Source organism: Rhodococcus sp. 06-156-4, assembly GCF_002259345.1.
GTDB classification, from domain to species: Bacteria; Actinomycetota; Actinomycetes; order Mycobacteriales; family Mycobacteriaceae; genus Rhodococcoides; species Rhodococcoides fascians_E.
In genome coordinates this window covers 383306-403670 of the sequence record NZ_NPGB01000003.1, presented here as the reverse complement: position 1 = coordinate 403670, position 20365 = coordinate 383306, and the positions used below count along the sequence as shown (strand labels likewise).

The 20365-nt window shown below is 66.1% G+C and carries 13 protein-coding genes; 11 read left to right on the top strand and 2 right to left on the bottom strand.

Annotated features, from left to right (window positions below):
• Positions 1-198: 198 nt before the first annotated feature.
• From CH290_RS02040 to CH290_RS02005, 8 genes are all read left to right on the top strand, one after another.
• On the top strand, positions 199-10146 hold the full coding sequence (locus CH290_RS02040; protein WP_230620955.1) for a non-ribosomal peptide synthetase: 9948 nt from the start codon (positions 199-201) through the stop codon (positions 10144-10146).
• Positions 10146-11021 carry a cyclopropane mycolic acid synthase family methyltransferase gene (locus tag CH290_RS02035; protein ID WP_033189076.1) on the top strand — a complete coding sequence of 292 codons (876 nt, stop codon included), beginning with the start codon at positions 10146-10148 and terminating at the stop codon, positions 11019-11021. Before CH290_RS02040 ends, CH290_RS02035 begins: the two co-directional genes overlap by 1 nt.
• 77 nt (positions 11022-11098) lie before the next feature.
• The gene (locus tag CH290_RS02030) at positions 11099-12847 is read left to right on the top strand and encodes a tyrosine-protein kinase domain-containing protein (protein WP_033189077.1); all 1749 of its coding nucleotides are present in this window, start codon (positions 11099-11101) and stop codon (positions 12845-12847) included.
• Positions 12844-13521: a chymotrypsin family serine protease gene (locus tag CH290_RS02025; protein ID WP_052083136.1), complete on the top strand. Its 678-nt coding sequence runs from the start codon at positions 12844-12846 to the stop codon at positions 13519-13521. Before CH290_RS02030 ends, CH290_RS02025 begins: the two co-directional genes overlap by 4 nt.
• Before the next feature lie 122 nt (positions 13522-13643).
• Positions 13644-13772 (top strand): hypothetical protein, encoded by a 129-nt coding sequence (locus CH290_RS30920; RefSeq protein WP_254924982.1) that lies wholly within the window; start codon positions 13644-13646, stop codon positions 13770-13772.
• Between the two features lie 114 nt (positions 13773-13886).
• Positions 13887-14186 carry a type VII secretion target gene (locus CH290_RS02015; protein ID WP_033189079.1) on the top strand — a complete coding sequence of 100 codons (300 nt, stop codon included), beginning with the start codon at positions 13887-13889 and terminating at the stop codon, positions 14184-14186.
• Entirely contained in the window at positions 14183-15616 is a 1434-nt protein-coding gene (locus CH290_RS02010) for an alpha/beta hydrolase (RefSeq protein ID WP_033189080.1), read from the top strand. The genes CH290_RS02015 and CH290_RS02010 overlap by 4 nt, the downstream gene beginning before the upstream one ends.
• Positions 15613-16041, top strand: a complete 429-nt coding sequence (locus tag CH290_RS02005; protein ID WP_033189081.1) for a hypothetical protein — start codon at positions 15613-15615, stop codon at positions 16039-16041. Before CH290_RS02010 ends, CH290_RS02005 begins: the two co-directional genes overlap by 4 nt.
• 140 nt (positions 16042-16181) lie before the next feature.
• Here the strand turns inward: CH290_RS02005 and CH290_RS02000 are convergent, their stop codons facing one another.
• A complete protein-coding gene (locus tag CH290_RS02000; RefSeq protein ID WP_230620956.1) occupies positions 16182-16586 on the bottom strand; it encodes a DUF6157 family protein in 405 nt (134 codons plus the stop codon).
• 49 nt (positions 16587-16635) lie between these two features.
• Between CH290_RS02000 and CH290_RS01995 the strand changes: the two genes are divergently transcribed.
• From CH290_RS01995 to CH290_RS01985, 3 genes are read left to right on the top strand one after another with little or no spacing between them, the layout of a single operon-like run.
• The gene (locus tag CH290_RS01995; protein WP_033189083.1) at positions 16636-17487 is read left to right on the top strand and encodes a helix-turn-helix domain-containing protein; all 852 of its coding nucleotides are present in this window, start codon (positions 16636-16638) and stop codon (positions 17485-17487) included.
• Between the two features lie 50 nt (positions 17488-17537).
• On the top strand, positions 17538-18026 hold the full coding sequence (locus tag CH290_RS01990) for a hypothetical protein (protein WP_033189084.1): 489 nt from the start codon (positions 17538-17540) through the stop codon (positions 18024-18026).
• Positions 18027-18068: 42 nt separating this feature from the next.
• Entirely contained in the window at positions 18069-18524 is a 456-nt protein-coding gene (locus CH290_RS01985) for a hypothetical protein (protein WP_033189085.1), read from the top strand.
• Positions 18525-18711: 187 nt separating this feature from the next.
• On the opposite strand, the gene CH290_RS01980 is transcribed toward CH290_RS01985, so the two are convergent.
• Entirely contained in the window at positions 18712-20250 is a 1539-nt protein-coding gene (locus tag CH290_RS01980) for an HNH endonuclease signature motif containing protein (protein WP_033189509.1), read from the bottom strand.
• Between the last annotated feature and the right edge of the window lie 115 nt (positions 20251-20365).

Below are 20365 nucleotides of genomic sequence, written 5' to 3'. Positions count from 1 at the left end.
TTTCTGAGGGTTCGCCGAATCCCGAACATCGAAATGCCCCGACATTTCCCGGCAAGTAGAGCAATTGCCGCTCGTCCACTAGTTTGTAGAGGGGCCACGAGAGGTCGAGGTCGTTTTTGCGACCCTACAGAACGACCGTATGGGTAGCTGAGTTGTCTGCGAAGCCGTCCGCAGTGAGCCTGAGGAGGGGTAGCAGAAGTGTCGTCTGGAAGTGCGCCGCTGGAGGATGGCCTGTTTCCGCTTTCTGCTGCCCAGATGAACATCTACTTCGCGCAGAAGCTTGCACCGGACGTGCCGTTCACGATCGCGCAGTACGTCGAGATCCGCGGGCACATCGACCCACCGACGCTCATCCGCGCCACCGATATCGCCTGTCGTGACCTGGAGTCGCCGGGCGTGAGGCTGACCGAGATCGACGGCCGTCCCTACCAATGGTTCGACACCAACGTGCCTTACGCGATGATCTACCGGGACTTCCGCGGCCAACTCGATCCCGTCGCCTACGCCCACGAGTACATGAACGCGCAGTACCGTACACCCGTCGACCTGGTGCGGGATCAACTGATCGCGTCGGACATCATCCAGGTCGGCGACGACCACTACTACTGGTTCAGCCGCGCCCACCACATCGTCATGGACGGCCTCGGGGCCATCTCCGTGCAGGAACGCACCGCCGCCATCTACACCGCTCTGCTCACCGGCACCGATGCGCCGAAGACCCGAGCCGTCGGCGTCCGTGAGATCTACGACTACGAGGCCGCCTACCCCGCGTCGTCCCGCTACGAGGCCGACCGTCAGTACTGGCTCGGCCGGCTCGACGGACACAGTGACGCCCCGCGCCTCGCGCGTTCGTCCTCGGTGCCGAGCGGCGTCTCGATCAGCGTCGGGGCCGAGCTCGAGCCCGAGATCGCCGACGCCATGGCCGAACTCGCGCGCCGCTACAACTCCTCCGACGTGCCCGTCGTACTCGCAGCGTTCTCGCTGTACCTCGCGAGGATGACCGACACCGAGGACGTCATGCTCAGCCTCCCCGTCTCCGGACGTGCGACGACCAAGCTGCGCGACTCCTCCGGCATGATGTCCAACGTCGTACCCCTGCGCATCGGCGTCGAGGCCGGGGTCACCGTCGAAGAGCTTCTCCGACGCATTCAGGTCGAGCTCACCGGCGCACTTCGGCACCAGCGGTTCCGGGTGGAGGACATGCAGCGTGCCGCGGGCACCGACGTCGGCGCTGCCGCCGGTCGCGGCATCTTCGGTCCGTCGGTCAATATTATGATGTACAACAGCACAATTCGACTCGGCGATGTCGTCGGTGAGTATCGAGTGCTGTCGAGCGGTCCCATCGACGACATGATGGTCAACGTCTACCCGGGCGTCGCCGGGGCGACCACCCGCGTCGACTTCCTCGGCAACCCGGCCGTGTACACCGCCGACGAGCTCGGCTACCACCACGCACGGTTTCTCGACCTGCTGCGGGAACTCGTCGGCGCTCCCGACGGCTTGTCGGTCTCGGAGCTCACCGTCCCCGGCGCGGAGGACAGCGCAGCGTGGGGTACCACCGAGCCGCAGCTGTTGACCTCGTTGCTGCAGAAATCTGCAGTCGTTCGGTACGGCGGAATCGACCACACCGCTGCCGATTTCGCCCTGAGCGCGGCGGGAGTGGCCTCTGGGCTGCCGGTCGGTACCGAGACGCGAGTTGCCGTGGCGATCGGACGGTCGTATCACTCGCTTCTGGCGGCGTGGGCGGTATCGGTGGCCGGTGGGTCGTTCGTGCCCGTCGATCCGTTCGAGCCGGCCGATCGGCTGACGCAGATCCTCACCGACGCCTCCGTCGAGGTCGGCATCACCACCCGCGAGCTCGCGGCGTCGCTACCCGGGTCGGTGCGATGGCTGGCCATCGAGGATCTGCTCGACGCGCAGTCGTTCGGGATAGCCACTCCGACAACACGCTTCGACAACGAGGCCTACCTCGTACATACCTCGGGGAGTACCGGGCGTCCCAAAGCCGTCAGCGTCACTCATCGCGGACTCGCGCAGCTGGCAACTGCTGTGGTGGAACGCTATTCGGTGACGCCGGAGTCTCGGGTGCTGCACCTCGCATCGCCGATCTTCGACGCGTCGATCCAGGAAATACTCTCCGCGTTCGCAGCCGGTGCCACGTTGGTGATCGCACCCGCCGAGGTGTACGCGGGCAGGATGCTGGCCGATTTCATTGCCGCAGAAAACATCACCCATCTCGTGACCTCCCCGGCAGTCCTCGCGACACTCGAACCCGAGGACCTCGCGGGCATCGACGTGTTCGACGTCGGCGGTGAAGAATGCCCACCGGAACTGCGCGACCGGTTCGCGGCAGCCTCCAACCATATGCCCGCCAACGCGTTGTCCGGTCGGCAGATGCTCAATGCCTACGGACCGACGGAAGCGACCGTCCTGGCCACGCTCTCCGAGCCCATGACGGTGGGCGAACGCGTCACGATCGGTACCGCTCTTCCCGGCGTCCGCGCCGTTGTTCTCGACGCCCACCTGCGTTTTGCACCGCGCGGAGGCGTCGGCGAGCTGTATCTCGGGGGCGACGGCATCGCCCGCGGATACGACGGCCAACCCGGTCTCACCGCCTCGCGTTTCGTTGCGGACGTCGGTGGCGCTCGGTTGTACCGAACCGGAGACGTCGTGCGGTGGGCTGTCGACGGCAGTGCGCTCGAGTATCTGGGCCGCAGCGATCGCCAGGTCCAACTGCAGGGGCGCCGCGTGGAACTCGGCGAGATCGAGTCGGTCGCCGCCCGATCGCCCGGCGTCACGGCGGCCGTCGCGGCCGTGCACGATCAACGAATCACGCTGTATGTCACTGGTTTAACCGACAATCTGGACTCGCATCTCTCCGCGCACCTGCCTCGGTGGATGGTGCCCGCCCACGTCACGGTTCTCGACGCTTTCCCGATGACCGCGAGCGGAAAGATCGACAGACGTGCTCTGCCGGCGCCGGTCGTGGGCGAGGACACCGCGTACGTGGCGCCGCGGACCGAGACCGAAACGCTGGTCGCGACCGTCTTCGCCGACGTCCTCGGCGCCGGCGGTCTCACAGGACGGGCTGTCGGGCGCGAACACTCGTTCTTCGACCTCGGCGGGGACTCCCTCAGCGCCACGCGCGTGCTGTCCAGGCTCGGCGGCGCGGTGACACTGCCGACGCTGTTCGATGTCCCCACCGTTGCCGGAGTCGCTGCCGCCCTCGACGCATCCGCCGACCAGGGTTCGTCGCTCGACTTGCTCGACACCCAGGCTCTGTTCGATATGCCGGTGCCGAAACGGATTCCACTGTCCTACTCGCAGCAGCGCATGTGGTTCCTCAACCAGTTCGACGCCAGTTCCCCGGCCTACAACATGCCGGTCGCGCTGCGGATCACCGATGCGACCGCGGGCGACGGATCGATCGTGGTGGCCGCACTGCGAGACGTGCTCGAACGGCACGAATCGCTACGCACGTACTTTCCAGCGGACGAGGGCGGCCCACGCCAGGTGGTGAAGCCCACCGGCCAGGTGCTGGGCCACATCCCCACGTACGCGGTGCACCCGGACGATCTGGGCGGGCGCATCGCCGCACTGGCGTCGGCCGGCTTCGACGTTGCCGACGACGTGCCGATTCGCGCCGCCGTTCTGCAGTCCGATCAGGACGTGACCGTCGTGATCGTGCTGCACCACATCGCGATCGACGGATGGTCCATCGACCCGCTGGTCCGTGACTTCGCCGTCGCACACGCCGCTCGACTCGCCGGGCACGCACCCACGTGGTCGAGACTCCCCGCGCAGTACAGCCAGTACGCGGTCTGGAACCGAGCGGTCGTCGACGCCGTCGCGGAAAGCCAACTCGCCTACTGGACAACCGTGTTGGATACCGATCGTCCGCTGGCCGCCCTCCCCGCCGACCATCCACGCCCGCCGGTGCAGTCCCTGGTCACCGCCGACGTCCCGATCACCGTCGACGCGTCGGTGCACTCCGCGATTCGCGATCTCGCGAAGGCCTCCAACGCAACGACGTTCATGGTGGTGCACGCAGCACTCGCCACCACTCTCACCCGGTTCGGGGACGCCTCGCGCACCGTCGTCGGCACACCGTCGGCCGGCCGCGGCCACGAGGCACTGGACGACATGGTGGGAATGTTCGTCGGAACCGTGCCCCTGGCGGTCGACGTCGATCCCTCGTCGACCTTCACGGAACTGCTTGCCGCCGTCCGGCACAACGACCTGGACGCATTCGCGCACACCGAACTGCCGTTCGAGCGCATCGTCGACGCCCTCGCGACGGACCGATCACTGGACCGGCACCCGATTTTCCAGGTCATGCTCGCGTTCGACAACGCACAGCACCGGTCGGTGGACGACCTCCCGATCACCGTCGTGCCGGTTCCGACGCACACCTCGGAATTCGACCTCGGATTGGTACTCACCGAGACCGCCGACGGCATCACCGGCCAGATCGAGTACGCCGCCGACCTGTACGAGCACCGGACGGTCCAGCACTTCGCGGACACCCTGCTCACCGTGCTCAGCACCGTCGCCGACACACCCGATGCGGTGGTGGGCGACATCGAACTGGGCGACATCGAACTGGGGCAGCCGGAGCAGCCCGCCGTGGATGCACCCGTGGGCACTCTGTTGGACGTGTGGACCGACGGAAATATCGCTCTCGACGGAGCCGAGACGCTGACGTACGACGAGTTGGACCGTCGCTCCAACCGCATCGCGCGCCTGCTCATCGCCGAGGGAGTCGGGCCGGAATCACTCGTCGCACTGTCGCTGGAACGCTCGGCGGACTACGTGCTGGCCCTGTGGGCCGTGGCGAAGGCCGGGGCCGCGTTCGTCCCCGTCGACCCGACCTACCCCGCAGCCCGACGCACCGCAATCCTCGACGGCATCCGAATCGGGTTCGGCGGCAACGAGACCGGAATCGACTGGGTCGACGAAGCCGCTGCCCTACTGTTCAGCGACGCACCCGTCACCGACGCCGAGCGCACCTCGACGCTGCTGCCGGCGCACCCCGCCTACGTCATCCACACCTCCGGATCCACGGGCACACCCAAACCGGTCGCCGTGACCCACGGAACCGTCCATGCCTTGGCGCAGCAGGTGGTTCCGCGCTACCGCGTCGACGCAGAATCCCGGGTACTGCACGGTTATTCGGTCAACTTCGACGCTGCGATGCTGGAGCTGATCCTGGCGTTCGGTGCGGGCGCAACCCTCGTGATCGCCCCGACCGACCTGGTCGACGGCGACGCGATGGCCCAGTTCCTCACCGAACACGCCGTCACCCACTTCCTGTCCACTCCCGCAGTCCTCGCCACGGTCCCACCCGTGGACAGCGTGACGACGGTAGCCGTCGGCGGCGACGTCCTCGGAGCCGACGTCGTGACGCAGTGGAGCCCGAACCGGCTGATGCTCAACGCCTACGGCCCCTCCGAAGCCACCGTGGTGGCGACGCTGACCGACGGCCTGACGACCGACAGTCCCGTCACCATCGGGCGCCCCCTCGCGCACATCTCGGCGCACGTGTTGGACACACGGCTGCGGCCGGTGCCGCGCGGCGGCGTCGGCGAGCTATATCTGGCGGGCGGACTGGCCCGGGGTTACGGCTCGCGGGCAGCGTTGACCGCCGAGCGCTTCGTCGCAGGTCCGGGCGGTACCCGTCTCTATCGCACCGGCGACCGGGTACGCATCGGGGAGGGCGGCGAGCTCGATTTCCGCGGACGCATCGACACCCAGGTCCAGATTCGCGGAGTGCGAGTGGAACTGGGCGATATCGAGGCAGCACTGCGCACGCATGCCGACGTCACCGCGGCCGTCGCCGACGCACGGGACGGCCGAATCGTGGCCTGGGTCGTGGGAGTGGGCGAGCAGGACGCCAAGCTGTGGCTGCTGGACAGACTGCCGCTGGCGCTGATGCCCACGGCGATCGTGCCGATCGATCGACTACCGCTGACCGCCAACGGAAAAGTCGACACTCGTGCCCTGGTGTCGCCCGACGCACTCGCGGGTGACGCGGTAGCTCGCACCCTCGCCGAAGACGTCATCCTCGGTATCTTCGCCGACACCCTCGGCGGTGCTGCCGAGAACGTGAGCGTCGACGCCAACTTCTTCGTCATGGGCGGCGACTCGCTCCGCGCGGCCCGAGCCGCCACCCGGATCGGCGCAGCCCTGGGGACCCACGTGCCCGTGCGCACGATCTTCGAATCGCCGACGGCAAAGCTTCTCGGCGCATCGGTGCAGAAGCTGTCCACCGAATACGCTCCCCGGCCTGCGCTGACCCACCGTTCGGACGCGCGATCGTTCACGCAGCCGGCCCCCGCCGAACGCCGGATCTGGCTGCAGAACCGGTACGCACCCGACTCCGCGGCCTACAACATCGCGTTCGAGCTCGCACTACCCGACGACCTCGACGTCGAGGTACTACGAGCTGCCATCACCGACGTCGTCGAGCGCCACCTGCCGTTGCGCACGGTGTACCCGTCGACGCCGGACGGCCCGACGACCACGCTGTTGGACGCGGTCACCGTCGTCTCCTCACTCGACGAACGCCACGCGGACGCATCGACAGCACCCGTCGAGGGCTTCGATCTGACGATGGAACCACCGGTACGGCTCTCGCTGCAGGAGCGGAGCCTGCAGGAGCGACCCCGGCAGGAGCGGAGCCTGCAGGAGCGACCCAGGCAGGAGCGGAGCCTGCAGGAGCGACCCGAAGACACAGTCAAGGTTCTGACGGTGGTTGCGCATCATGTTGCTGTGGACGGGCTGTCTCTCGGTCCGCTGGCGCGGGATGTCGACACTGCACTGACGGCACGCGGTGCAGGTTCGGCACCCGAGTTCGAACCGCTCGCAGTCGATTACGCCGACTACCGGCTGTGGCAGCAGGACGTCCTCGCCAGTGTCGCCGCACCACAGCTCGACTACTGGCGCACTGCGCTGTCGGGGTTGCCGGGCTACCTCGATCTGCCGACCGGGGTCTTGGACGCCGACGCTGCGTACACTCCCGGTGAATTCCGTATCGACGCAGACACTCTCGATGACCTACGTGGCCTGGCGCATCGCCTGGGGGCGACGGTGTTCGTCGTCGTTCACGCAGCCCTCGCAGCGGTGCTGGCCGAGGCCAGCGGCTCATCGGACATCGCCATCGGTACACCGGTCTCCGGCAGGTCGCACCCTGCACTGGACGAGTTGGTGGGCATGTTCGTCGGCACCGTCGTACTGCGAACGGACGTGCAGCCGTCGACGACGTTCGAAGAATTCGTGATCGACGTGCGCAATCGCGACCTCGACGCCTTCGCCAACTCCGACGTTCCGTTCGAGTGGGTGGTCGACGCCGTGGCGCCCACCCGCACACTCGACACGCACCCGCTGTTCCAGGTGTTGCTCGCGATGGGTGAACTCGGCGCGCCGACATTGGAATTCGGTTCCACCTCCGTGACTCCCCGGCGCATCGACATCGAGAGCACGCAATTCGACCTGGAAGTGGTCGTCGAGGAAACGGTCGACGGGCTGACCGGGCGGCTGGCTTACTCGCCCACTCGCTTCGGACCCTCGGTGCCCGCTGCGTTGGCGGACAGGCTCGCGGCCGTGCTCACCCTCGTCGCGCACGATCCGAGCGTCCGGTTGGGAAGCGCCGAATTCGCCGCAGCCCACTCGTCCGCGATCGTCAGCACCGACGGCTCTGCCGAGCAGTACACGCTGGCCACAGTGTTCACCGAGGCGGCGCGTCGATGGCCGGACAACACGGCCATCCTCGACGGTGACGAGGAGCTGACCTACCGCGAGCTCGACGAGCGTTCGAATGCCCTGGCCCAGAACCTCGTTCGTTGTGGCGTGGAGCCAGGATCGCTAGTTGCCGTTTCCCTGCCGCGGTCGGCCGAATCCGTGATCGCTCTCTGGGCCGTTGCGAAGTCCGGTGCCGGATACCTCCCGATCGACACGACGCTGCCGACCCACCGGATCCGCGAAATCCTGTCCGACGCCGCACCGATCACCGGCATCGCAGCGATCGATTCCGGCCTCGCCCAGCCGACATGGCTGACGGTGGGCACCGATTCGGACGAGAGCTTCACTGCCCGGACCGTTCCCATGGACAGCACCGCGTACGTCATCTACACCTCCGGTTCCACCGGAACACCCAAGGGTGTGCGCGTCACGCACCGAGGCATCGCGGACCTCGTCGAAAGCCAGCGTGAACTGTTCGACGTGACGCCCGATTCACGCGTGCTGCAGTTCGCATCGCTCGCCTTCGACGCATCCGTCTTCGAACTGCTGCTCGCGTTCGGCTCCGGCGGAACCGTCGTGGTGGGCGCGCCCGACGTGTACGCCGGACGCGCACTGGAAACCCTGATCGCGCAGCACCAGGTGACCCACGTGTGCCTGACCCCGACGGTCCTGCAGATCACCGACCCGCACGCCACTCCGTCGGTCGAGGTCGTCATCATGGCCGGTGAAGCCACCAATGCCGCTCTGTTGCAACGGTGGTCGACAGGTCGCCGCGTGTACAACGCCTACGGACCCACCGAAGGTACCGTCATGAGCACGTGCACGGACGCTGCGCCCCCGGCCGGTCCGGTCACCATCGGCCGACCTACCCGCGGATTCACCACCGCCGTCCTCGACTCCCGGCTGCGACCGGTGGGGGAGGGCATCGTCGGCGAGCTCTACCTTGCAGGCGACGGCCTCGCCGAGGGATACCTGCGTAAGCCGGGGTGGACGTCGAGCAGCTTCGTGGCCAACCCGTTCGGAACCGGACGTCTCTATCGCACAGGCGACCTGGTCCGATGGGTCGGAGGCTCACTCGAATACCTGGGCCGCGCCGATTCGCAGATCAAGATCCGTGGCCACCGAGTGGAACTCAGCGAAATCGAGTCCGCTCTCCTGCAACACCCGGGAGTGGAACAGGCGTCGGCAATCGGGCGCAGCGGATCCGACGGCAGTGAATTGAACGGCAGCGGATCGCTTGCCGCCTACATCGTCGGACCGGCGCGGCCGCGCTCGGTGCGCGAGTTCCTCGCCCGCACCCTACCCGCCTACATGGTTCCAAGCACGGTCACCCGCGTCGACACCCTCCCGACCACGCTGTCCGGCAAAGTCGACGCGGCACGCCTGCCGGAGCCGGCACCGGCGTCGGATCCGAAGCTGGCGCCGACGACACCGCTCGAACATGCAGTCCACCAAGTGTTTTCCGACGTGCTGGATCTACCGGCCGACCGATTCGGCGTCGGCGACAACTTCTTCGATCTCGGTGGGCATTCGCTGTCGGTGGTGCAAGTGGTCGACGCTCTCGGAGATCGGCTGGGGCTGACCGTCCCGGTGACGGCCATGCTGACTCACCCCACCGTCGCCGGTGTGGCCGCGCAGCTCCGGACCGGCGCCCGTGACCACGGCGGCGCGTTCGACGTGCTGCTCCCGATCCGCACCGACGGCCCCGGTGAGCCGCTGTTCTGCATCCACCCCGCCATCGGGATCGCGTGGAGTTACCTCTCGTTGCTGAGCGAGACCGACAGGCCGCTCTTCGGACTGCAGGTTCCCGGCATCGCAGGCGGGGAGGATGCGCCGTCGACCATCGAGGATTTCGCGGCGCGCTACGTCGCGGAGATCCGCGCCGTGCAACCGGACGGCCCGTACCACCTGCTCGGATGGTCGCTCGGCGGCGTGATCGCCCACGCTGCCGCCGTTCAGCTGCAGTCCATGGGCGAGGAAGTGGCGCAGCTGACGCTGGTCGACGCGACCCTGACCGCACCCACCGACAGCGCACCGTTCAGCATCGCCGACCTCGCCGATCAGCTCGGCGTGGACGGCGAATCGTTCGACGAGATCCGAGACGGATTGGTCCACGGCCGCGGCGAACTCGCCTTCCTGACCGTCGAGAACCTGCGTCGCATGTACGCACCCGTCGCCGACGCGCCGCAGTGGGTCGCCGCGTACCGGCCGCAGGTGTTCAAGGGGGACGTTCTCTACTTCGCAGCACGCGGATCGCGCGGCGCGGAGCAGTGGGACGAGTTCGTCGACGGCCCGGTCTCGGTAGTGCGGGTCGACGCCGAACACGAGAACATGCTGGGTGAAGCAGGCGCCCACGCACTCGGCCGAGAACTCGGCCTGCTTCTGCCGAAGGAAGGTGTGGCGTGATGACCACCAATCTGCAGCCCTATGTGGACAACGTCCAAGCGCACTACGATCTGTCGGACGAATTCTTCGCCCTGTTCCTCGATACGAGCATGACCTACAGCTGCGCGTACTTCGAACGCGAGGATATGACGCTCGAAGAGGCCCAGACCGCCAAGATCGACCTGGCGCTCGGCAAGTTGGATCTGCAGCCTGGAATGACGTTGCTGGACATCGGATGCGGATGGGGTGCACTCGCCAAGCGTGCCGCCGAGAAGTACGGCGTCGACGTCATCGGACTGACACTGAGCCGCAACCAATTCGACCGTGCCAGTGCCGTCGTCGCGCACCTCGACGGCGTCGAGATCCGTCTGCAGGGGTGGGAGGAATTCAGCCCACCCGCCGGTCGAACCGTCGACCGCATCGTCAGCGTCGGAGCGTTCGAGCACTTCCGGCGCCAGCGTTACTCCGCGTTCTTCGACAAGTGCCGAGCCGTGCTGCCACCCGACGGCCGAATGTTGTTGCACACCATCGTCATGCGGCCGATCGCCGAAGTGCTGGCGAGTGGCGTCGTGTTCACCCGCGAGGACGCACACTTCGTACGCTTCATCATGCGGGAGATCTTCCCCGGCGGGCAGCTCGCACAATCCGACATGGTGGTCGCCACAGCGTCCGAAGCGGGCTTACGGCTCGAACGTGAGCACGCACTCGGGCCGCACTACGCGAGAACGCTCGACGAATGGACCGATCGCTTGGTCGATCAGCGAGAAGCCGCAATTGCGTTGTCTTCGAGCGAAGTTTACGAGCGATACATCCATTACCTGACCGGATGTTCGTCCAGATTCAAGGACGGACGCATAGATGTCGTGCAGTTCACCCTGACGCCGGGCGAGTGCTGATGAACTAGCGCGCGAGAAGACCGACAAGCATGAAAACATGAACACGAGCGTTGCTGGAAAAGATGAGGGAGCCCCAAGTGGAAATCCAGGACTACCTACAGATACTGCGAACTAGATGGATGGTCATCGTGGTCACCGTGGCCGTCGCAGTGCTGGGTGCACTTGCGGTGTCGCTACTGACCACTCCGACCTACCAGTCGTCGAGCCGAGTGTTCGTCTCGACGTCGGGAGGATCGACCGTCAGCGAGACCTACCAGGGCAACCTGTTCTCGCAGCAGCGCGTCGCGTCGTACTCCGAGCTCGTCACCGGTGAGACGCTCGCTGCGCGGACGATCGACGAACTGGGCCTGAACATGACGCCGGCCCAGCTCGCGTCGAAGGTCACGGCCACGTCCACCCCGGACACCGTGCTGCTCGACATCGTCGTCGTCGATACCTCGCCCGGCCTGGCACGCGACATCGCCAACTCCCTCGCAACGCAGCTCACCACCTTGGTCCGTGAACTCGAGACGCCGGAAGACGGCGGAACCCCCGCCGCGGGAGTGCGACTGGTGGAGCAGGCACAGGAATCGTCGGCCCCTGTCAGCCCCAAGACCACCCGCAACCTCGCCCTCGGTGCCGCCGTCGGCCTACTGCTCGGCATCGCACTCGCAGTACTGCGCGACCGACTCGACAACACCATCAAGACCCGCACCAAGCTCGAAGCAGCGTCCAAGACCCCCCTCGTCGGAAGCCTGCCGTTCGACAAGAACCTCAAGGAGAACGCCGTCGTCGAATTCGGCGCGGCACACTCGCCGAGCGCCGAGTCCTACCGCGAGCTGCGCACCAACCTCCAGTTCCTCGAAGTCGACCACCCGCCGCGCGTCATCGTCGTCACCAGTGCCGTTCCGGCCGAAGGAAAGACGACCGTCGCCGTCAACCTCGCCCTGGCCCTCGCCGAGGCCGGCCACCACGTCGCACTCGTCGAAGGTGACCTGCGGCGTCCGCGGGTCTCCAAGTACCTCGGACTGATCGGATCCGTCGGTCTGTCCACCGTCCTGGCCAACCAGGCCGACCTGTCCGACGTCATGCAGCCCACCAAATACGAAGGCCTCGAAGTACTCGCCTCCGGACCGCTGCCGCCGAACCCCTCGGAGCTCCTCGGCTCCGAAGCATCCAGGCGCGTCATCGACGAACTCCGCGGCCGATTCGACTACATCATCGTCGACGGTGCCCCGCTGCTTCCGGTCACCGACTCCGCACTGCTGACCACCCACAGCGACGGCGCCTTGGTCGTCGCACGCTACGGCCACACCACCGAGAACGAGGTGGCCCGAGCCGTCGGCAACCTCGAAACCATCGGCGCGCACATCCTCGGCGCCGTGTTCACGATGATGCCCGCCGGACGCAAGGGCGGCGACAACTACTCGTACTACTACGAGACGGACTCGTCGATCCCTCGTCAGACCCCCAACCCGGTGACACCGGGATCGAGCGTCACAGCATGGGACGGCAGCCAGGCCTCCCCGCCACAGGCCGCCGCACCGCAGGCTGCGCCGCCTCAGGCGTCACCACCGGTCGCGTCGCCTCAGGTATCACCACCGGTCGCGCATCCGGCCGCACAGCCCCCGGTGACCCCGCCGCCGGTCACGCCGCCCGCATCGCCGTACGGAACGGGACAACCGCCTGCTGCGCCGACGTCGTACGAGGCCGGGCCGTCTCGCACGTCGACACCGCGTCCCCCGACGGCCACGCCGCCCGGAACCCCGCGGCCTCCGGCGACCTCCGTGCGCAAGCCGGGGGCACTCGACAACGGCGTTGCACCGTCGAGGCGATACAAGGAATGAAAGCGACGCTGCTCGGCGCAGCCGCCGTGTTCTCGTTCGTCGCGAGCATTGCAGTGGCATCGCCGGCCGTCGCTGCCCCAGCTGCCCCCGCTGCTCTCGTGGGGCCGGGCACCGGATACATCACGACCGGAGGCATCGAAGACCTCACGGCGTGCTCGTTCGCGGCCGTCGGATACGACGCGGCCGGACGACTCGTCGGACTGACCGCCGGACACTGCGTGCTGTCGCCCGGCCTGCCGGTCACGCTCGTCGACAACCTCGGCGCCGGACCGGTCGGCGTGACCGTCTCGGGCCACTGGGGTCCGGATTACGGTGTCGTCGAACTCGACCCGACCAAGGTGATACCCGTGTCCTCGCGCGGCGGAATCACCGTCACCGACATCGGACCCGCATTCCCCGGCCAGCCTGTCTGCAAGATCGGCGCTGCCACCGCCACGACATGCGGCACCGTCCTGGACGTCCGACCGGACACGGACATCGTCACAGGAACGCCCACGTTCTGGGCCGACTCGGGCGGAGCTCTGGTCAGCGGAACCACTCTCGTCGGCATCGCCAGCCACGCCGACACCGTCCCCGTCCTGAGCCCGACGGTCTACGCATCCGCAGCCGAATCTCTGGCGCGGTTGAACGCACGCGGCGGCACAGGAGCAGGATTTCGGCCGATCGGAAGCTAGACAGGTTGCCTGTGACATTGCGTGGAACAAGACGCGCGGTATGACCAAGCTCATGCATTCAACTGAAGTATTTTTTTGTTCTCGAAACCAATCCAAGAGCATGTTCCTGCACAATCGTCCTCATGCCATCACGTACGGCGCCCCCTCGCCCACCCGGTAAGAATCGTCCCCTCCATGTTGCCGCGGTCGTCGGCCTGTGGACTGCAGTGCTGATAGCTCTCGCTGCCGCAGCCATGACAGGCAAGTTGTAGCTTCATCTCGGAAATCGAGGGAACCGTTTCACTCCCCGCTGCGTCGAACAGGAATAGAAGGCGTTTGATGCGGATGGCGGCCTGAGGCACGGCCGCCGAACCGAGGGGGTACGGATGCTTCAGGTCGATCCCGACTCGTTGCGTGCGCTGTCGTCGTCACTGACGAGGACAGCCGACGCTGTGGCATCACTCGACCCGTCGCCGCCGCTCCGGGTGGGGGTCGAGGCCATGCCTCACTCGGCGTTCGGGGCTGTAGCGGGCAACTCCGCCGAGACAGTTCTCGCCGCCTACCGCACGGCCGCCGAACGCATCCGTCAGATCGCCGAGGCCGCCGGATCGAGTGCCACCAGCTACGACCGCACCGAAGCTGCGTTCCGCGAGCAACTGCACAAGTTCCTCGGCGAGCAGGCATGACCGTCACCGTCTCGCAACTGCGAGCCTGGAATCCGGCCACCCTGACCTGTGTCGGGGACGATCTGGCACAGATCAACCTCGTGTTCGACGAGTCCCTCCGCAGCGTCGCCCGCGCTGCACGCGACACCCTCGAACGGTGGGAAGGCGACGCCGCCGACACCGCCCGGGTCCTCGTCGACCAGGTCGCCGACACCCGCATCGTCGACGCCATCGACGCCTACACCGCAGTGTTCGACGCCGCCGCTCGGGAGATCGCCGCCGTCCGCCAGTCCGTTCTCGCGGTCGTCGACACCGCGCTCGCCGGTGGATTCGACGTCCACGACGACGGCAGCGTGCGCGTCGCCGACCCCGATCTGCAGCAGCGTGCGCAGGGCATCGAAACCCAACTGCAATCCATGCTCAGCAGCGCAGTGGACACCGATTACACCTACGCCACCAAACTGCAGCGCGCAGTCGACGTGGTCCTCGGCCTCCAGCCCGTCGCCGAGCCGCAGCCCTACATCCCGGAGATCCGGTCGATCCTCCCCGACGAACCCCACGACCTGGCCGAGCTGTGGAGCAGGCTCACCCCGTACGAGCGCGACGGCCTGGCGGTGTGGGACCCGACCATCGGAAACCGCGACGGACTGCCCGCCGACGACAAATCCCGATACAACACCGTCCTCCTGCACACCCTCGTGTCCGACGCGCGAGACCGTGTCGCCGAAGTCGAAGCGCGCCATGGCGATTGGCTGCAGGATCGCAACCTCCCCAGCGAGAACCACGACGACGCAGCAGCCCTGCGCGACTACGCCCGATGGCTCGACGACCGCGACGCCGCCGAGACAGCCCTCGCCGGATACGACACCGTCCAAGCCGAACTCAGCCGAGCCGGAGCGCCCACCTACCTGTTGAACATCGACGAACACGGCCGAGGCGCATTGGCATTGAACAACCCCGACACCGCCCAGAACGTCGCCACCTACGTGCCGGGAGCATCCACGGTGCTCGCCTCCATCGGACGAGACCTCTCACGCGCGGAGAACCTGCTCGACTCCGCCAACATGGTCAGCGGCGCACGCAACTCGGTCATCGCATGGCTGGGATACAACGCACCTCCCACCCTGCTCGACGCCACCTCGGACAGCTTCGCCGACGCCGGTGCCCCGCGGCTGGAACGGTTTCAGGAAGGTCTGCGTGCGGCCCACGAAGGCGACGCCGCGCACCACACCGTCCTCGGTCACGGGTACGGCAGTGTCGTCGTCGAGCGGGCTTCGTTGGGTGACGGAGACGTCGTCGTGGCCGCAGCCGACACGTCGCTTCCTGGATCGCTCGACGCCACCAGCCCGGTCGAGGGCACCGCGCGTTTCGACGGAAGCAACTACTTCGACCGCGGAAACCCTGCCCTCGACACCATCGGCCGAATCATCGCAGGCAAGGGTGCTGCATGACAACGCTATTCGGCACCGACGCACGAGACAGCGCACTGGACGCACTCGAGAAGTCTCGACGCGCACTACCGTCGGACGTGCAGTTGAACCGTAGGCACCCCGGTTTCCCGGAATCACAGCTCGCCCTCGGCAAGTTCGAGCCCGCCTACGACGACAACACCACCATCGATGGGCCACATCGCTTCTCGGCCGCGTACTGGGTACTCGGATGCACCGGGCGGGACGCGCTGTCCGTCCTCTCGCACGCCTGGGCGGACTGGGGATGGAGCGTCGACGACCGATCTGCCGACGACCTCGGATCCGTCCGTGCAACCTCACCCGACGGCTACCGACTGATCGGCAGGCTCACCGACGACGAGCGACTCAGCCTCGCAGTGTCCTCGCCACCCTTCCCGTACGAAGGACTGACGCAGGCAGGAACCTGACACCCCTTTTACCGACCCCGCACGCCTGGTCGCGTCAGAGCAGGCGTGCGGAGTCGTTCAGTAGGGGTGCTAGGTCCCGACGGCACGCTCCACCCTCGAGGCTCCGCGAACATGCTTCTCCACAGCCCCCCAGGCGCTGTTTACCGTCGTGATTTCATGGCGGCCTTGTGCCCCAGGTTCGGGTCGCGGGCCAGGCGTTCGTACTCGGCTGTACCCAGTCCATAGAGTGCGACGCGACCCTCACCGTCGTGGTGCGTGCCCCACCCGTAGCGCTTGCCGAGCGGGGAGGCACGCAGGCACGCCTGATCCTTGGCGAAGAACGCTGCCCTCGCTTCGTCCATCTCGCTCGGCGGAACGCCGGTTCTCGCGGCGTGAACGGCGAACAGCACGTCGTCCGAGCTCATCTCGTACGGCGCCCGCGAGAGCAGTTCGTACTGCAGCCTCGCGACCGTGGCATTCCCGCGCCCGGCGGGCGGCTCCTCGCCTTCGGTGGCCGGGCAGTCCGGGGCTGCCTCGATGAAGACATTGCGGTAATCGGTGCTCATGGCGACATCGTCACCCACCGGCAGCGACAGCGTATTGCACAATTGCGACATGGTTCGACACCCGGTGGATCGACCGATCGACGTGACCGAACGGTCCGGCGTGCTCGGTCCGGCCAACCTGCCCTTGTTCGACGCGCAGTGGTTCACGCCCGCGCAGTCCGTGCGCGACGTCGTCGACACGTACTGGAGCGTCGAGTGGAACCTGCCGGACGGAACGAACATCGATCAGCAGGTGCTCGAATTCCCCGCCGTGACGCTGAGCATCGAATTCGGCTCGGTCCCCGCACCTTTCATGCTGACCAACGTCCAACGCCGGGCATGGTCGAGGACGATCCGCGGCACAGGCAGGGTCTTCGGGATCCGTTTGCGCCCGGCAGGACTGGCCGTGCTGTCCGACCTCGACCCGTCGAATGTGGAGCAGGAGCAACCCGTCACCGCTGATCTGGACGCCGCCCTCACCCGGCATCTGACTACCATCGCGGCCGAAACATCCCCGTCGGACCGCGCCGAACGAGCAGACCGATTGATCGAGGATCTGCTGCAGAAGCACCTGATCACCGAGTCCCGACTACTCGCGAACGCGGTGGTAGACGACCTGGCAGAGAGCGTTCGATCGAGAACCGGACCCGCCCTCGCACACCGACTCGGCGTCAGCGAACGCGCAATACAACGTGCACTGAAGGAGACACTGGGCATGGGGCCCAAAGCAATAGCCCGACGCATCCGCCTCCAAGAAGTCGTGCGCAGACTCTCACTTCCCGACGCCGACGTCAGCGCCATCGCCGCAGCACTCGACTACACCGACCAGGCACATCTCATCCGCGACTTCAAAGGCGTCGCAGGCATCACACCGGGGCAGTACCTACGGGCAATGCCTTCTGGTGGCGAGGCCGAGGGCTAGTCGATATCTAAGGGCTGCCTCTATGGCGGCATCCTCGAGGTACTGCTCTGATGCTCGTCGGTAACGTCGGGGAGGTGCGCGAAGTAATCGATGTGGACATCGACCTGATGGCCGGGGCTCTCATCCTGGACTCGATCGGAAACAGGGATGGAGTCCCTACCGAACGCTTTCCGACACCGCCCGATCTGGTGAAGGGAGGCCGAGGTCTGGTGGTGATCCACGCAGGTGGGCGCGGCAAAGTCCACGTAACGGTGAGAATTGGACCAGCAGCACCCGCACTGACCGACGCCGAGCGTGCGCTATGGGAGGAAACCCAAGAAGTCGCGTACGCCTGCGAGGACCCGGAGGTCTTCCTCGACGGATCCACCGGAGAAGTCGTCGCACCGTTCACGCTGCCTGAAGGCGATTACCGCATCCGAGTGTTCGTTCGTGGTCGCGCGAAGTACTTCGACAGCTACACAGCCCCGGACGAGGACGCTCGAGTGCATGTCGAGATGCACATCTGGCCAGCGCACGTCGAAGTGAGCGCACCGAGCTGAGAAGAGCTGGGTGTCATCGTCGGTCTCGATTAGTCTCGCACTATGAGGAGTCGAGTACTGTTCCGCGGGACGTGGTTCGCGCTCGCCGCACTGGCGATGGCGTACGCCATCGTCTCCGGACTGTCTCCGGTTGCGACAATCTCGATGTCGTGCGGGAAGATTGGTGAACTGAGCCCGTTCTACGGGAGATCCGGATTTACTTGTACGGATTCCATTCTCGACGCAGTGGGGTTGGTGCCCGTTGCGCTCCTCGGCATCTTGCTGGCGGCTCCACCTGTAATTGCGGGTGTCGCCCTGAACCGGAACGTATCACTCTGTGCAGCAGTTGCATTGGGATTCATGGCCATCTTCGGCTTGCTCAATTGGACCGGGTTCTGGGTGCTGATGTTGATGGGAGCGTTACCTGCCGCAGTCTTCGCCGCCATCGTTGCCGCACTACAGCCACATTTCCGTAGACCAGTTGCTTCTGTGTCGGACCGAGTTAATTTCGCCGATTGAGAGCTCGGCCGAAGTGGTCGTCGCAACTCGGAATCGAATCATGACGCATCGGTCAGCGGTGTACGGCACAGGCAGCGGGCTCAGGGCATGACTGTAGGCGGCACATGTCAAGTTCTGTGCCGCTGTGGGTCTGCTACCTGCCCACGGTGGGGTGGTGTCACCCGCCACCGTGGGCTCGGGCGTCGACCTATTCTCGGGCGGCCCCTGGGTTGCCTGGTTCTGGGTCGTTGGTTTCGGGGTCGCTCGTTTCAGTATCGATGGAGTCGACGGGACCGAACAGGGGGAGTTCCGGGATGGGTCGGATGTACTCGTCGGGGTGGTGATAGTGATTGAGTAGCCCACGTCGAAGTGGGTCGAGCGTTGTCGGGGAATGCCATAGCGTGCGGCCTGGATAGGGGTGGTCGGGGCCGGCCTTGGTCGTGGCCCAGTCGGTGTCCCTCGGGCCGACCAGGGGATGATGCCGATCGCATCCGAAAGTAAGGTCCTCGATGTCGGTGTTTCCACCGGCCGCCCACTCTTCGATGTGGTGGACCTGGCTCCATGTCGCAGGGCGGGTGCAGCCGGGGAAGCTGCATCCACGATCGGCTGCTATCAACACGATTCGTTGGTCCGGTGAGGCCAATCGCTTGGCGCGCCGAAGTTGAAGCGGGCGTTCGTCGTTGTCGAAGATGACCAAGCACTGATAGGCGTGCGACGCCATCCGAATGGCATCCCGCATCCCCACCAGGGACCCGGTTGCGGTCACCGCATGGCGCGAAGCGGCTTCGAGATCCTTCACGCTCATCGTCAACACGGCTGTCACCGGAAGTCCCCTGTGCATCCCCAACTTTCCGGATGCGAGCATCTGCCGGAACACCATCTTCATCGCGTCGTGCTGCCGTCGCCCCTTACCTCGATGATCTCGACGCGCCCGCGCTGCCGCCTCTTCATCGACCGGTTCGCCCTCAGCGGGCTGGCCGTCGCCCGTGGCGTCTTTCGGAACGCTCGACTGATCAGGTCGATCGTCACAACCATCCGCGTCATCAGGTGAGTCGACGACCGGTGGGGGATCTGCTGGATTGGCCTGTCCGGGTTTCGCCCATTTGTCGAATACGGCCTCGATGTACGCACGCAGTTCGGAGTCGACGACCATCTTTCCGCGGGACAACCCGTCAGCTCCTTGTTCGTCGAACTGGACGTAGCATCGATCCGCGACCCGCGCGGGGTCTTCGTCATCACCGTCGGGGTCGATCAGGTCGTACAAGCGCGAGGCAGCTGCCTTCAGGTGGTCGGGGCTGAGCTGGCGTGCCAGTTCCGCCAGCTGAGCCTCCGCTTTCTCCCGCGTCTCGATGTCGACCTTCGATCCCAGACGCCAGAAGAACTTTCTGATGATCTGTTGATGCTCCTCGTTGATCAGCCCGTCCTCCGCGCCGCGAAGAGTGTTCGGTGACAACGGTCCCAAACGCTCACCCGTGACGGATGTGCGCTCACCGAACTCCATGGCCAAGCGGATACGTTGCCCCGCTCGCGTTCCGGAGGATCGCAACAACACGGACAGGGCTTCGGGAACCGACCCGTAGATGTCGTCCAAGCCTCGCTGGTCGACGAGATCTGCGATCCAGGTGTGGCTGTACGCGAACAACTTTTGACGAACCACTTCCATGCGCACCAGTAGAGCGCGTCGATCCGCATTGTGAAGCCCGGCTGTCTGCATGCGACCGATCTCCTCCGCGCCCCTCTCGATCATCTTGACGACCTCGCGCAGAGACGAGGGAGCGATGACAGGAACACCGTCACCGGATGCTCGCCAATGTGGCTGTGTGTCAGTGACAATCGTTGACTGAGCCATTGCTTCTGAATCT

Bases quoted from the DNA above. Each gene is read 5' to 3' on its own strand.
- CH290_RS02035 (WP_033189076.1), top strand. From the start codon at position 10,146: ATGACCACCAATCTGCAGCCCTATGTGGACAACGTCCAAGCGCACTAC.
- CH290_RS02025 (WP_052083136.1), top strand. From the start codon at position 12,844: ATGAAAGCGACGCTGCTCGGCGCAGCCGCCGTGTTCTCGTTCGTCGCG.
- CH290_RS30920 (WP_254924982.1), top strand. From the start codon at position 13,644: ATGCCATCACGTACGGCGCCCCCTCGCCCACCCGGTAAGAATCGTCCC.
- CH290_RS02015 (WP_033189079.1), top strand. From the start codon at position 13,887: ATGCTTCAGGTCGATCCCGACTCGTTGCGTGCGCTGTCGTCGTCACTG.
- CH290_RS02010 (WP_033189080.1), top strand. From the start codon at position 14,183: ATGACCGTCACCGTCTCGCAACTGCGAGCCTGGAATCCGGCCACCCTG.
- CH290_RS02005 (WP_033189081.1), top strand. From the start codon at position 15,613: ATGACAACGCTATTCGGCACCGACGCACGAGACAGCGCACTGGACGCA.
- CH290_RS02000 (WP_230620956.1), bottom strand. From the start codon at position 16,586: ATGAGCACCGATTACCGCAATGTCTTCATCGAGGCAGCCCCGGACTGC.
- CH290_RS01995 (WP_033189083.1), top strand. From the start codon at position 16,636: ATGGTTCGACACCCGGTGGATCGACCGATCGACGTGACCGAACGGTCC.
- CH290_RS01990 (WP_033189084.1), top strand. From the start codon at position 17,538: ATGCTCGTCGGTAACGTCGGGGAGGTGCGCGAAGTAATCGATGTGGAC.
- CH290_RS01985 (WP_033189085.1), top strand. From the start codon at position 18,069: ATGAGGAGTCGAGTACTGTTCCGCGGGACGTGGTTCGCGCTCGCCGCA.
- CH290_RS01980 (WP_033189509.1), bottom strand. From the start codon at position 20,250: ATGATCGAGAGGGGCGCGGAGGAGATCGGTCGCATGCAGACAGCCGGG.